The following is a 13967-nucleotide window of genomic DNA, read 5'->3' as shown; positions in this document are numbered from 1 at the left end:
GGCCCCGTACCATCCCTCAGGGAGGCTCCGTGAACCGTCCCCAAGCTCGCCCCACCCCCGGCCTAAGCTGGCTGCGATGGGTAGCCCCGCTGGCCTTGAGTCTGGCGCTGGTCGCCTGCCACGAGAGCGACTTCGACCCGCGCGATCCCGCCCGCGGGCCGGGTAGCGCCGTCGGCGACGGCTCGACCATCACCGACGGCAACTTCCCCGGCGGCACCGATGAGATTCCCGCCGCCCTCGACGTCGAGCCCCCTCAGGGCGCTGAAGTTCCAAATTGCGGCGCCGACTGCCTCTCTTTTTGCGAGTCGCAGGGCTTTGAGAACCCCGTCCACCAGGGGCTCTGCACAAGCCTCTGGGGTGTGGGACTTGAGCCCCAGCCCGTCTACGCCAACGAGGCCTGCCGCCGGCTGCACGTTGACCTCACCGGGCGATTCCCCACCCGCGACGAGGTCAACCGTCTCTGCGCCGGCAAGACCTGGGACGACATCGTCAACACGCTCCTCGACTCCGAAGCCTTTGTGGAGGTCAACCAGCGCTACTGGGCCGATCGCTTCCTCTACAATACTCGCGCCCTGAGCATCGAGCGCATCTTCGATATGGATGTGCTCGTCGGCAAACTCTACCGCGGTGAGGTCGCCTACGATCACTTCGCGGCCATCGCCAGCGCCCACCCGGTGCTCACCCGCCGCCACGACACCGCCGGCGACCGCGCCGAGGCCCTCTTTCACCTCTTTATGGGCCGCCCCCCCCTGGGCAGCGAGCGCAGCGACCTGGCCCGCCTCTACACCCTGTGGACCAACGGTTACTACGACCACCCCACCCTCAACATGCGCCTGAGCGACTCGTTTATCCGCTACCGCTGCGTCGACGAGGAGGGCAACGTCGACCCGGAGAGCCGCGGCCAGTGCACCAGCATCCTTTACGGCTACAATGAACTTATCCTCACCCCCGACATCCGCTCGGTCGGCGAAGATAATCAGATGTGGAGCGGACTTCTGCGCGCCGATGAGTGGGAGAAGTTGCAGATGCCCGGCCGCCTGCTCGCCAGGCAACAGGCCTTCTGGGAGACGGCCGTCGACGACGTGATCGAGCGCTACCTGGGCTACGATCTGGGCACGATGGTGCCCGAGGTGCGCGCCGCGCTCGTCGACCACCTGCTGGCCCACGACGGCGACATCCGCTCGGTACACCACGCCATCCTCACCTCGGTGGCCTACCTGCAGAGCGCGCGCGGGCTCACCGACACCGACCACCGCTGGACCTTCGGCCCCTTAAAGCAGGTCGACTCGGAGGTCTGGCTCGACACCATCAAACACTCCGTCGACTACGAGCTCTCCAGCTGCGACCACCGCATCAGCGACCCGCGCGATCTTCTCGACGCCGACTCCATCAGCGCCATCGCGCTCCTGGAATCCTCAAAATGGGAGATGCGCGACGATGGCGAAGATGTGCGCCGCGATTACAGCGACCTGGCCCGCAACCTGGGCGGCTGCCCGGCCAACGAGGTCGGTGGACGCTTTAAGATCGTCAGCATCCTGACCACCTCTACCCAGCTCAACTTCGTCAACCAGGTCTGCAACCCGGCGATGGCCGAGGGCCGCGGCGCCGCCATCGAGAAACTCCTGCCCGCCGGTGTCCACCCCGACGCCGCGGTCACCCCGCAGCTGGCCACAGACATTGTCGAGCACCAGGTGGCGACCTTCTTCGGCCGCCCGCTGACCGATGACGAACGCGAGATGGCCGCCACCCACGGTGATACCTGCGAGCGGGCACGCTGCCGCGCCGCCGAGTTCGCCCGCCCCGGCTGCTTTGCCCTGCTCTCCAGCTCCGAGATGCTCTTTTACTGAGCGCCTGCCCAACCTCGACGAGGACCACGATGACCGATCAAAAATCCCCCAAAGGTTTTAAGCCCGGGCGGCGCACTTTTCTCAAAGGCATGGGCGTGGCCGCAGCCACCATCGCCATGCCGCATGTCTGGGTGCCCAACAAGGCGCTGGCCCAGACCGAGGCGCGCGGCGCGGCCAAACACCTGATCTACATTCGCCTCTCCGGCGGCTTCCGCTTCAGCGCGGCCTTCAACGGCGACACCGCCTCGGAGTTCAACCCCTTCGGCAAAGCCGAAAACGTCGCCAGCGCCACCGAGTGGGGCGTGGGCAAACTCTTTGAGCTCGCCGGCTGGCTCAACGGCGACCAGGGCGCCGAGCGCGCCGCACTCGGCATGCGCCCGGTCACCGAGATGTCTGACCAGATGGCGGTGCTGCCCTGCGTGGATCACGAACCCCTCTCGGCCCGCGCCGACGGCAACCACAACACCGGCCTGCAGCGCTTCAACACGGGCTACGTCGGCGGCGGCACGAGCTTTCTGACGATGATCAACTACGGGCTGCGCGAGCGCTTTGCCCTGGCCCGCGAGCAGGGCACCGTGGCGCTTCCGGCCTTCTCACTCGGCGACTCCGGCATGGCCATGGGTGCGGGCGTCTACGCCGCCCACCGCCCGCCGGTGATGCAGGGCGACGGCTTTGAGCGCTTCGGCTTCTCGGCGGCCAACACCCTGCCGGACTGGGCGCAGTCGATGGCCAGCTCCGTCGATGAGCGCTACCGCGCGATCCATCACCCTCAGAACCGCGCCGGCGTCGACGCCTACATGCAGACCCGCGCGGCCACCGAGCTCTACGCCGAGATCTTCAATGACGAGATCCTCAAGATCCGCAACAACTCCGATGAGGCCATCGACGGGTTGAGCAACCGCCAGCTCGCCACGATCTTCGGCGACAGCCGCGCGGCGCGAAACATCCGCCTGGCCCTGCGCCTCTTCCACTTCGGATGCCCGGCGGTCTACCTCAACCAGGGCTCCTACGACATGCACTCCGGCGAAGAGGCCGGCCTGCCCCGTCATATGGAGGAGCTCGGGCGCATCTTAAGCGGCCTGGAAGTTGCTCTCAAAGCCATGGACCACCCCGAGGGCGGCACCTACTGGGACAACACGCTTGTGGTCTGCGGCAGCGAGTTCGGCCGCACCGCCCGCGGCAGCCGCTTCAACTCCGCGCGCGGCAGCGACCACGCCGGCGACTACGCCACCCGCTGGATGTCGATGCCCGTGATGGGCGGTCTTGTCACCGCTGCCGGAAACGGCGGCAAATCCTTCGGCATGACTCGCCCCTCCGATCTGGCCCCCGAAGGCCAGGTCTACAGCTACCGCTCGCTGCTCAAGACCCTGATGGACGCGCTGGGTTGCGATCACCGTGAGTTCTTCCCCGCCGATCGCCCCTTCGACGATCTCTTCGCCTGAGAGCTACCGATGTTCGCGCAACGACTTCCCACTCTGCTTCTGTGCGCCGGCCTCACCGCCGGCGCCGCCCTCGTCGGCAGCTTAGCGGCCTGCGGCCCCGACTTCTCCGCCGACGCCCTGGGCGATTTTTCCGACTTCGACCCGCAGCGCCCCGACTTCGGCGATGAGCAGCAAGGCTCCATCCCCGACTACCAGGGCGACAACGAGATGGTCATTGAGGCCATCGAGCGCTACCGCACCGGCAACGACCTGCATAAAAAGGTCGTCACCCGCACCTGCAGCCCCAACGGCGGCGTCTGCCACAACCAGTCGGAGTACCCCGATCTGCGCACCCCGGCCAACTTCCTGGCCACCATCAACGCCCCCTGCAACGTGCAGCCCGGTGACTGGACCTCGGTCGATGATCGCTGTGAGCAGAGCGGCGACCGCTTCATCATCGCCGGCCAGAACGTCGCGGAGGTCGAGATCGGCCACGTCGAATACATCGCCGGCGACATCGGCGACTACCGCGCCGAAGACCTGGTGCCCGAGCCTGGCAGCCCCGGCTTCCACGTCTTTCTGCGCGACCCGCTGCCCATCGAGCGCGAGGAGGTCTGGGGCGGAGGACGCTTCATCCGTACCTTCATCAACGATGAGGGCATCATCGAAGATCTTCCCTACGCCACCTTCACCACCCGCTGGTGGATCCTCGACGGCGGCCGCCACCTCGTTGGCGAGGTGCGTAACTACCAGATCGACCAGGTCAACGAGCTCAATTCGGTCGGGATCGTCCAGGGCGACATGAACCGCAACGGCATCTACGGCGCCCGCGAGGAGCGCCCCGCCTCGCTGCTCACCCCGGGAAGCCCCGAGCGCAGCTACCTCATCGGACGCATGCGCGGCACGATGATGGGTGAGCCGGTGGCCGGCTCGCGCATGCCCCTGGCCAACCAGCCCCTGAGCATCCCCGAGATGCTCGCCCTCTTCTGCTTTGTGGAGGGTCTGCCCGCCGATGGCAGCTGGCCCGATATGGGCGCGCCCATCAATTACGCCGAGTGCAGCTACAGCGAAGATCCCGAAAACCTCAACCTTTTGGGCGAAGGCGTCACCTGGAAGGGGCGCGTCTCCAAGGTTCTTCAGGCCAACTGCGGCGGCTGCCACGGCGGCAACAACCCCGCCGAAGACCTTGACCTGCGCAGCGAAGACGCCTACGAGCACCTCTTTGACGCCTCGGTGCAAAACCCCGAGCTCCAGCTCATTGAGCCCGGCGCCCCCGAGCGCAGCTACCTGTGGCTCAAGCTCATCAACGATGAGAGCATCGAGGGCTACCCCATGCCCTACAACCCTCTGACCGGCGAAGGCAGCCTGCGCGAGGGCGAGTTGGGTGATATCCAGACCTGGATCACCAACGGCGCCATCCGCGACGAATAGCCCCTGGCTCCTCTGTTATGACCGACCAACATCAAGCGCTCCACGCCTACCTGGAGCGCGTCACCGCGCTCCGCGACCAGCACGAACGCAGCCTCAACCACGACGAACTTCGCCAGGTCGCGCGCGACGTCGGCTTGAGCAACGCCGATCTGGAGCGCGCCGCCGAGGCCGCCGCCGATCACCTGCAGCGCGCCCGCGGGTTCACCGATCATCGGCTTCTGGACGAGGCCATCACCGAGCTCCGAGAGGCCCTGGTACTGGTGCCCGACGATCCGCAGATCCTCGACCAGCTGGCCCGCACCTACGCCGCGCGCTGGGAGCGCGACAAGAATCCGGCCGACCTTCGCGAGGCCATGGCCACCTGCAAGGCCGTGGTGGCCATCGACCCCGAACACGCCACGGCCTACGAGCTACTCGGACGCCTGAGCGCGCAGGCCAAACAATCCCCGAAGGTGAAAACCTCTTCCAGGGTCGTGGCCATCGCCCTGACGATGATCCTGCTGATGGCTGTGGCTGCCGGCGCCTTCCTCCTTGTCGGGAAGCCGAGCCCTCCTCAACCCGCCGATATTCAAGCCCAGAACGTCGGACATGCGCCGGTTACAAAAACGCTGCTCAACGAGCCCCCCGCAGCGCGCAGCCCGCAGGGCGATCCGGTCGAGGCCAGCGGCAACATCGAGGTGCGCCTGGTGCTCGCCAGCGAACTTCCCCCGGTGACGCTCGGCCACGTGCACGCCGAGCTCAACACCTACCCCAACGGCTCCTTCTTCAAGCTCAACGGCCTCTTCGCCAACAGCTCCGAGCTTGAGGTGCACGACGTTCAGGCGCGCGTGCAACTTCTCAATGACCAGGGCGCGCCCATCGGTCAACCGATGCCCCTGGCCATCAAGCCCTCCTACATGCCGGCGCTGCGACCGGGCGATGAGCTTGCGTTTCGCCACCAGATGGCGACCTCCGCCGATCTTGCGAGCATCGAGGTCCTCATCGACACCATTGAGACCCGGCCCGCTCCTTCGAGCTACACCGAGAGCCCGACGCTCGAAGCGACCATCACCCCCGGCTCCGGCGGGGTGATCCCCTCGCTGGAAGTTCGCGAGCGCCACTTTGAGATGAAGACCAGCGAACTTCTCGATCGCCGCTCGATGCGTCTTCACCTGGAGATCGAGAACACCGGCGACCGCGCCCTGGAGCTTGTGCGCCTGCGCATCGATCTCATCAATGAGGCCGGTGAGGTGGTCGATGAGCGCTTGAGCTACCTTGTCGGCTCTGGCTATCCTGCGTTCGCCCCGGGTCAGACGCGGATGGCCGCCGTCATCATCGCCGACCTGGCCAAAAGCGTCGCCGACTACCGCGTCAACGTGGTGGAGTGGCGCTGACCTGATCATGATGAGGTCGCAAGCGGCTCCCTCCCTGGCCGACCTCATCCCCCCTTCGCCCAAGCCTCGCGTTATGCCCCGCAGCTCCCCCCGTATCCTCCTGATCCAGGCCCGCACCGCCGACGACCCCATGGCTCGCCATGAGCTGGAGGCCTTTGCGACCCAGTGCGACTTAAGCGTCGAGGCCTTTGCCACCTTCAACATCGCCACCACCCCGGCCGACACCTTCCCCCGGGAGGGGTATGACGCGGTGATGGTCGGCGGCGCCGGCGCCTTCTCGCTTGTTGAAGGAGGCTTTGACTGGCACCAGGACTTCCTCGATCTGACCCGCCAGGTGATCGAGGCCCGCGTGCCGATGTTCGCGTCCTGCTTCGGCTTTCAGGCCATCGTGCAGGCGCTGGGCGGCACGCTGGAGCGCGATCCGGCGCGCGCCGAGCTGGGCACCTTCCCCATCACACTGACCGAGGAGGGGCATAACGACCCGCTCTTTGGCGAGCTCCCGGAAGTCTTTGATGCGCAGCTCGGGCATAATGACAGCGCGATTGCGCTTCCCGATGAGCTGGTGCACCTGGCCGCCAGCGAGCGCTGCGTGTATCAGGCGGTCAGGGTGCGGGGGCGGCCGGTGATCGCCACCCAGTTTCACCCGGAGCTGGGGCGCGAAGGAAACCTGGACCGCTTTCGCAACTACCTCAACAACTACAAACCCGAGGGCCAGACCTTCGAAGAAGCCATGGCCTACGCCGAGCGCATCCACCGCCCCAGCCCGCATGCCTGCGGCCTGCTCAAGGCCTTCGTCGCCGACGTCTCCCTGCACATCGAGGGGCGCCGCGCGCTCAAAACCAGCGATCGCTGAGCCTCCCCTTCCCCACCTCCTGCGGCACACCGACCATGACCCCCGACCCCATCGACGATTACCTGGCGCGCGCCGAAGCGCGCTGGTCCGACGACGCACAACTTCCCGACGCCGACACGCTTCGCCAGCTCGCTATCGACGCGGGCTTCGACGCAGACATCTCCGAGCAGGCCGACGCCCGCGCGCTCAAGGCCACCGCCCGGGCCCGCGACCACCTCGCCCAGGACGCCCCCGAGCTGGCCGAGCCACATCTTCGCCAGGCGGTGCTTCTCTCGCCAGTGCGGCTGGAGGCGCACATGCTCCTGGCCAGCCTTTACGCCCGCCGCTTTGAAGCCTCAGGCGACATCGCGCTGCGCCAGCAGGCTCGCCAGCTCGCCATCCGCTGCCAGGATCTCTCACCGCAGCACACGCCTTCGGCCGAGCTCCTCAAAGAGCTCGGCATGATCGAGCAACGCGACACCATGTCCTGGAAGCAGGCCGCGCTCATCACCGCCATCCTGGTCGGCATCAGCGCATCGATGTCGCTCTGCGTGCGCTACACGATGGTGCCCCCCGAAGACGAGCAGGCCCGAGAAGAGGTCCGCGAGCATTTTGAGCAGACACCCCCGCCTCAAGAGCCCGAAGCCCGCTGACGTGGCCACAGCGTCGTCTGGCCCCCCTTAAAACTCACATCTTTAGCCTTTCGGCCCGCCGATCACCGGCTCAAACACATAGGCCTCGCCAGTCTCATGGGCGTAGAGCATATCGATCGCCGCCCAGGGAATGTCGCAGAAGAAGCGTTTGCCCTGAAACGAGAGTGAGCCGCGCACCCCCTGGCCGTCGTAGTCGAAGTCGGCCAGGTGGAAGTTATGGGAGAAGTTCAACCGAAGCTCCGGCTGACCCAGAAAACGCGAGGGCACAACGACCCCATCGACACGCGGGTCGAGCGTGACCATCACCATCCCCTCTTCGATGAGGCGAGAGAAGAGCGCGAGTTTGGCCGCCGCGCGGGGATCGTCGGGGGCTTTGGGCTGGTTCGGCGCGGGTGAGCGCCGGGTGTCCTGACGCCCGAAGGGAAGACGCACCACATTATCGACATCTTCTGCGTCGTCCTCGGCATCCTCCTCCACCCCGGCCCCGCCATCGGCATCGACATCATCGACATCATCGACATCATCGACATCATCGGAAGACGTCGGCGCGTCCTCATCGCGTGCCTCTTCAGCCGCGTCAGCGCCCTCGGAGTCGTCGCCTCCCTCCTCACTGGAGTCTTGCACCGGAAAGAGCCTGCGAACCTTCCCCATCAACTCATCGTCGCGCTCGCTCATCTGCACACTCCTCGTATGAACCCGTAAAGTTGGGGCCGAATGGACCTATCCGACCCGATGTCCTGCGCCCCCCGACGTCAGCTCTCGCCATCGCGCTCCGCCTCAACGCGCGGCCCGGAGAGTCGCCGGGCCTGCTCGCGCGCGCGCGATTCCTCATTGGCCGTCACCAGCGCGGCGACGATGCCGCGCAAATTGGCAAGCTCGAAGGGCTTACGCAACCAGGGATTGGGCAACTCATCGAGCATCAGCTGCTGCGAGCTCGAGCAGGCGCTGGCCGTCATCGCCACCAACCGCTGCCAGTAACGGGGCGCGTGCCGACGCACCCACTGCACCGTCTCCAGGCCCGCGCCGCCGCGAAGGCGCACATCGCAGAGCACCACATCGTACTCCGGCATCGCGCGCCCCAGTGCACGGGTGGCCTCCTCCACGTCGGTGACCACATCGACGTCGTGCTGGGCGCGAAGCACCCGCTTGAGGCTGGCCCCGATGGTCGGGTCCGGGTCAACCACCAGCACCTTTCCCCGCCGCTCACTCTCCCCCTCATTCTCAAACACCTCGAAGATCTGCGTGGTCGGGTCGCTGGCCGCCGGAAGTCGAAGTCGCATCAAACAGCCACCATCTGCCCCGCGCTCCGCGGTGATGATCCCGCCGCAATCGGCCACGATCTGGTGGCAGATCGCCAGCCCCAGCCCGGTGCCGCGTGAAGCCTCCTTGGTCGTGACGAAGGGCTCAAAGACGTGGGGAAGCACCGCCTCATCGATGCCCGGCCCGTTGTCCTCAAACTCCACCCAGACCCAGTCGCCCTCCTGACGCGATCGCACCACCACGCGGGGCTGCGGCACCGACGCATCACTGAGCGCGTGCGCTGCGTTGATCAGCAGGTTCATAAAGATCTGACCGAGCTGCGCCTGGCTCATCGTCACCGGTGAGGTCGACGCGAGCTGAAGATCGATCTCAATGCGCGGCCCCATCTCCCCGCGGGCCATGCGCACCGAGGAGTAGAGCGGCTGATCGATCCAGGTCGCCGAGGGCATCCCCCGCTCCAGCGCCGAGAAACTCTGAATGCTCTCGACCACCCCGCGGATGCGCTCCGCCCCCTCCAGCGCCGAGCGCAGTCCGTCGAAGACCTCTCCCAGCCCGTGGCTTGTGTCATCATAGCCGCGCGCGCTCATCCACACATCGAGTTCTTCGAGCGCATAGTCGAGGTTGGCGTGCACGTACGAGAGCGGGTTGTTGATCTCATGGCCGACGGTGGCGGCCATCGTGCCCATGACCACGAGGCGATCCATGCGCAACCTCTCGGCCAGGATCGCCTTCTTCTCGGCCACCCCGCTGATCATCAGCTGCATCGCATCTCGCCCGTCGAACACAATGGGCTGCGCGCTGGCCTCCACGCTCAACGTGCTGCCATCGCCGCGCACCGCCCAGGCCTCCGCGCTCTCCACGCTCTCGCGCTGCTCCACCGACTCCAGGTACGCCCCTGAGCGCCATCCATCAAAGAGCTCAGCCAGCCGCCTCGCCACAAAGTCCTGCGGACTCATCCCCCAGAGCCTGTGCGCGGCCTGATTGGCAAAGAGCACCTCATCGCCGCCCACGACCACAATCGCCGAGCGCGACATCTCCACCACCGAGCGGTGCCGCGCCTCACTCTCCCGTAACGCTTCGCTGACCAGCGCACTGCTCAACAACAGCCCGGCCTGACTGGCGGCCACCTTCAGAAGTTCAAGATGCCAGGCGGTGAACGCATCGGTGATGCGATGCACCGAGGCGTAGATCACCCCCGCGATACGCCCCTCAATCGCATAGGGCGCGCAGATCGCGCTGCGCAGGCTCAACTCCATAATCGACGGAGCGCGGCCCAGCACCGGGTGGTTGGGAAGATCGTTGACCAGCAGCGGCTGACCGCTCTCAAAGACCCGATTGACGATGCTCGTGGAGAACCCCTCCTCATCGTGGCTGTCCCCGAGATCATCGCCGTACTCACTGGTGGCACGCGCGCGGATCTCCAGCCCCTGATTGCGGTGGGTAAAGAGGTAGACGTGATCGGCGTTGGTAAGCTCGCGCGTCGCCTCGACCAGACGTCGCAACGCACCGCCCCGGGCCTGGCCCGACAGCACATGCCTCGTAAACTCATAGAGCTTACGCAGCCCCTCCAGCTCGCTGGTTGACTCGTTCATCGGCTCCACCTCGCCATGCGTCTCCTCCCGCGTAAGGCTTCATGGTATAGATCCACCGTCCCAAAATAGAAAGAGCACACGCCGAAAATCACTCGCCCCACCCCCGGTGGTGCTTAGGCTCGCCGATGCTCCAAGCGATCCCCGGCCTCGCCCCCTGTGGGCTTCTCCCACACGAGGCCTTTTGACGTTGCGCACACGCGGCCCGCACACGCCTTCGCCGCGCCCGCTCGCACACTGACGATGATGGAGGTTTGATGTCTGCATCCACACCCGGCACCTCGCACCCCGACCTGGAAGCGCTGCAAGCGCTGCTCGACGCCCGCCAGCTCCTGCCCCTGCTGCCCATGATCTATGTGGCCTGGGCCGACGGTGAGCTTCACGAGCGCGAGCTCCTGGAGCTTCGCGAACGTATGACGAAGATGCTGGGTTTGAGCTCCGAGGATCAGGAGGTCCTCGCCAGCTGGCTCGATCCCGAAAACCCTCCCGGTCCGGTGGCGCTGCGCTACCTTTTGCGCGCCCTGCACCGCGACGGTGGCGCGCTGGCCACCGACGAGCGCCTCAGCCTGGCCGAGCTGGGCATGCGCATGGCCCTGGCCGCCCCTCCCGCCGAGGGCTCTCCGGCCAACGAGGAGCTGCGCACCTCGCTGCGCGAGATCGAAAAAGCCCTGGGCGTCGTGGGCACTGAAGCCACCGAACAACTTCGCCCCGAAGCTCGCGACACCTCGGCGACCTTGCCAGCGCGTAACCTCGACTTTGATCCGAAAAAGCTCGGCGAGCTCCTCGACGCTCCCCATCGCGCCACCCGGGAGATGGTGCGGGAGCTGCTCGCTGGCGATCAGTTCGAATACACCGACGGGCTTCCCCTCAAAGACTACCGCGAGCTCGTCGTTACCTGGCTCAAAGCCCTGGCCGACTCCGGCATTGGCGATCGCTGCGTGCCCGACAAACGCGCCGACGGCACCCGCGATATGAGCGAGTTCCTGGCGATCTTCGAGACGCTTGGCCACTTCGACCTGAGCCTGCTGGTGAAGTTCGGCGTGCAGTTTGGCCTCTTCGGAGGCTCAATCATGTTCATGGGCACCGAGCATCACCACCGCACCTACCTGCCGCGCCTGGCCAGCCTGGAGCTTCAGGGGTGTTACGCGATGACCGAGATGGGCCGCGGCTCCAACGTACGCGACCTGGAGACGACCGCAACCTACGACCCCGACTCCAAATCCTTCATCATTCACACCCCTACCGAGACCGCCCGCAAAGAGTGGATCGGCGGCGCGGGTACCTACGCCACCCTGGCCACCGTCTACGCTCAGCTCATCGTCGAGGGCGTCAACCACGGGGTGCACGCCCTGCTCGTGCCCATCCGCGATGCGAAGGGCCAGCCGATGCCCGGGGTGCGCATCGAAGATCAGGGCCTGAAGATGGGGCTCAACGGGGTCGACAACGGCCGCATCTGGTTTGACCAGGTGCGCGTGCCCCGCGAGAACCTCCTCAACCGCTACGGCAACGTCAGCGAAGAGGGGCATTATGAGAGCCCCATTCCCAGCCCCAACAAGCGCTTCTTCACAATGCTCGGCACGCTTGTAGCCGGGCGCCTGGGCGTGAGCGCCGGCGGGCTGAGCGCGGCCAAATCCGCGCTGACCATTGCCACCCGTTACAGCGATCAACGCCGCCAGTTCGGCCCGGCCGGCGCCCCCGAGATTCCGGTGCTCGACTACCGCATGCAGCAGCGCGCGCTCTTGCCCCGCATCGCCACCGCCTACGCATTGACCTTTGCGCTGCGCGAGCTCACGCGTCGCTACAACAGCGTCGATCCCGATCGACGCCAGACCGAAGCGCTGGCCGCCGGGCTTAAAGCCTACGCCTCCAACTTCGCGCTCGGCGCCACCCAGGCCGCCCGCGAAGCCTGCGGCGGCCAGGGTTACCTCTGGCTCAACCGCATCGCCGCCATCCGCACCGATGTTGACGTCTTCGCGACCTTTGAAGGCGCCAACGTGGTCATGCTTCAGCAGGTCGCCAAGGCCCGCATCGGCGAATACGCCCACGAGCTCAACGACGGCAACTTCTTCACCATGGCCCGGGTGCTCACACGTCAGGCCACCCGCACCCTCTCCGAGACCAACCCCGTCGTCACCCGCAACACCGACACCGAGCACCTCGACGACGCCGACTTTCAGCTCGACGCCCTGAGCTACCGCGAGAGCGATCTGGTCTCCGGGGTGGCGCGCCGCATCAAGAGCCGCATCGACAAGGGCATGGACAGCTTTGAGGCCTTCAACGACTGCCAGGATCACGTCATCGCGGTAGCCAACGCCAACGTCGAGCGCTTCGTGCTTGAGTGTTTCATTGAGGCTGAGAAAAACACCACGGACGCCGCGCTTCGCCGCGCGCTGAGCCAACTTCGTAAGCTCTTCGCCCTGAGCATCATCGAGAAGGACATGGCCTGGTTTTTGGAAAACGGCTACGTCCAGGGCAACAAAGCCGCCGCGATCCGCGACCGCGTCAACACCCTCTGCGCCGAGCTTCGCCCCGACGCCGTGGCCTTTGTCGACGCCTTCCAGATCCCCGACACGCTGCTCTCAGCCCCGATCGCTTTCTCGGAGGGCAAAGCTCCGGCCGATGCGCAGGTCGAGCACGCCCGCGGCATCGCCAGAGATTGAAACCCCACACTACGCCCGACTTTCCGCACCGGGACTACAACCCCAACGCTTTAAGCTCGGCCGCGTAACTCACATAATCCGCCTCACAGGGCGGCCCCTCCGCGTGCTCAAAGCGCACCCGCTCCCCCAAAGCCACAAGCGTGGAGGAGCGGGTGCCGTAATCGAGCTCCGGCATATGCACGCAGGTGCTCTCAAAGGGGTGCTCCTCGTCGCGCCAGGCCATCGCCTCAATAAGGCTTCGGCGCATCCCGTCGTTGAGCGGTCGCTGCCCGGGAAGCTGCCTGGCGAGTCGCTCCAGACGTTTTGAGGCGCCCGCCCCAAAGCTACGCTCACTCAACGCGTGATACCCCGGCGCCAGCACCTCTTCACGAAACACCTCGCCATCGCTCCAGATCACCTGCGCGCGTGTTTCGTCGGCCAGCAGCAGATGAAACCCGCCGTAGTCAGCGGGCGAAAGACCTCGCACGCCCTCCAGCGCCTCCTCCACACTTGCCCGGCCCAGCGACTGCCACACAAGCTCGCCGCGCGAGCGATGGTGCGGGCGCCGCTCGACCTCAAAGCGGTTGGTGATCGCCACGAAGATCCCGGCCTCATTGAGCCCCAGCCAACTTCCCCCCGAACGCTCATCGCGCGGCGCCAGCACCCGCATCCCCCCGATCTCCCGCAACGCCGGCGACGAGGCCGGTCGCACATAAGACTCGTCGCGGTTGGCCACCACAAAGAGCGGGCAATCGGGCGCGCATCGCGTCGCAATCAGAATCGTGCACATATCGCTCTCCTCTACTTACGTTCAATCGTCGTGTGTGTTCGCCCGGCTTTTTTGGCCCGATCGCACATCCCCGGTGCTCGCAGCCCTTGTCGAAGATGCCGGATTTGGACATCTCACCGCTCTTGTTTAGGC

Annotated in this window: 10 protein-coding genes; 7 read left to right on the top strand and 3 right to left on the bottom strand. The window is 66.0% G+C overall.

Annotated features, from left to right (window positions below; all coding sequences use genetic code 11):
- The first annotated feature begins 29 nt into the window (after positions 1-29).
- From FRC98_RS04945 to FRC98_RS04920, 6 genes are read left to right on the top strand one after another with little or no spacing between them, the layout of a single operon-like run.
- Positions 30-1847, top strand: coding sequence for a DUF1549 domain-containing protein (locus FRC98_RS04945; RefSeq protein ID WP_230467280.1), 1818 nt, complete (start codon positions 30-32; stop codon positions 1845-1847).
- 29 nt (positions 1848-1876) lie between these two features.
- On the top strand, positions 1877-3289 hold the full coding sequence (locus FRC98_RS04940; protein WP_146980188.1) for a DUF1501 domain-containing protein: 1413 nt from the start codon (positions 1877-1879) through the stop codon (positions 3287-3289).
- A 9-nt stretch (positions 3290-3298) separates the two neighbouring features.
- Entirely contained in the window at positions 3299-4699 is a 1401-nt protein-coding gene (locus FRC98_RS04935; protein WP_230467279.1) for a c-type cytochrome domain-containing protein, read from the top strand.
- A 17-nt stretch (positions 4700-4716) separates the two neighbouring features.
- Positions 4717-6072, top strand: a complete 1356-nt coding sequence (locus tag FRC98_RS04930; protein ID WP_146980187.1) for an FxLYD domain-containing protein — start codon at positions 4717-4719, stop codon at positions 6070-6072.
- Positions 6073-6079: 7 nt separating this feature from the next.
- Complete coding sequence (locus FRC98_RS04925) at positions 6080-6925, top strand: type 1 glutamine amidotransferase (protein ID WP_146980186.1); 846 nt, start codon at positions 6080-6082, stop codon at positions 6923-6925.
- Between the two features lie 35 nt (positions 6926-6960).
- Positions 6961-7557 (top strand): tetratricopeptide repeat protein, encoded by a 597-nt coding sequence (locus FRC98_RS04920; RefSeq protein ID WP_146980185.1) that lies wholly within the window; start codon positions 6961-6963, stop codon positions 7555-7557.
- Between the two features lie 42 nt (positions 7558-7599).
- On the opposite strand, the gene FRC98_RS04915 is transcribed toward FRC98_RS04920, so the two are convergent.
- Positions 7600-8232, bottom strand: a complete 633-nt coding sequence (locus FRC98_RS04915) for a ClpXP protease specificity-enhancing factor SspB (protein ID WP_146980184.1) — start codon at positions 8230-8232, stop codon at positions 7600-7602.
- 77 nt (positions 8233-8309) lie between these two features.
- Complete coding sequence (locus FRC98_RS04910) at positions 8310-10409, bottom strand: hybrid sensor histidine kinase/response regulator (protein WP_146980183.1); 2100 nt, start codon at positions 10407-10409, stop codon at positions 8310-8312.
- 254 nt (positions 10410-10663) lie between these two features.
- Here FRC98_RS04910 and FRC98_RS04905 point away from each other — a divergent pair, with 254 nt between their 5' ends.
- Positions 10664-13066 carry an acyl-CoA dehydrogenase family protein gene (locus FRC98_RS04905; RefSeq protein WP_146980182.1) on the top strand — a complete coding sequence of 801 codons (2403 nt, stop codon included), beginning with the start codon at positions 10664-10666 and terminating at the stop codon, positions 13064-13066.
- 34 nt (positions 13067-13100) lie between these two features.
- Here FRC98_RS04905 and FRC98_RS04900 read toward each other — a convergent pair whose 3' ends face one another.
- Positions 13101-13835, bottom strand: coding sequence for an NRDE family protein (locus tag FRC98_RS04900; protein WP_146980181.1), 735 nt, complete (start codon positions 13833-13835; stop codon positions 13101-13103).
- Positions 13836-13967: the final 132 nt, after the last annotated feature.

The organism is Lujinxingia vulgaris (assembly GCF_007997015.1).
Taxonomy (GTDB): domain Bacteria; phylum Myxococcota_A; class Bradymonadia; order Bradymonadales; family Bradymonadaceae; genus Lujinxingia; species Lujinxingia vulgaris.
The sequence above is the reverse complement of the archived record's forward strand: the minus strand, read 5'-3'. Positions and strand labels throughout refer to the sequence as shown.

Bases quoted from the DNA above. Each gene is read 5' to 3' on its own strand.
- FRC98_RS04940 (WP_146980188.1), top strand. From the start codon at position 1,877: ATGACCGATCAAAAATCCCCCAAAGGTTTTAAGCCCGGGCGGCGCACT.
- FRC98_RS04935 (WP_230467279.1), top strand. From the start codon at position 3,299: ATGTTCGCGCAACGACTTCCCACTCTGCTTCTGTGCGCCGGCCTCACC.
- FRC98_RS04930 (WP_146980187.1), top strand. From the start codon at position 4,717: ATGACCGACCAACATCAAGCGCTCCACGCCTACCTGGAGCGCGTCACC.
- FRC98_RS04925 (WP_146980186.1), top strand. From the start codon at position 6,080: ATGATGAGGTCGCAAGCGGCTCCCTCCCTGGCCGACCTCATCCCCCCT.
- FRC98_RS04920 (WP_146980185.1), top strand. From the start codon at position 6,961: ATGACCCCCGACCCCATCGACGATTACCTGGCGCGCGCCGAAGCGCGC.
- FRC98_RS04915 (WP_146980184.1), bottom strand. From the start codon at position 8,232: ATGAGCGAGCGCGACGATGAGTTGATGGGGAAGGTTCGCAGGCTCTTT.
- FRC98_RS04910 (WP_146980183.1), bottom strand. From the start codon at position 10,409: ATGAACGAGTCAACCAGCGAGCTGGAGGGGCTGCGTAAGCTCTATGAG.
- FRC98_RS04905 (WP_146980182.1), top strand. From the start codon at position 10,664: ATGTCTGCATCCACACCCGGCACCTCGCACCCCGACCTGGAAGCGCTG.
- FRC98_RS04900 (WP_146980181.1), bottom strand. From the start codon at position 13,835: ATGTGCACGATTCTGATTGCGACGCGATGCGCGCCCGATTGCCCGCTC.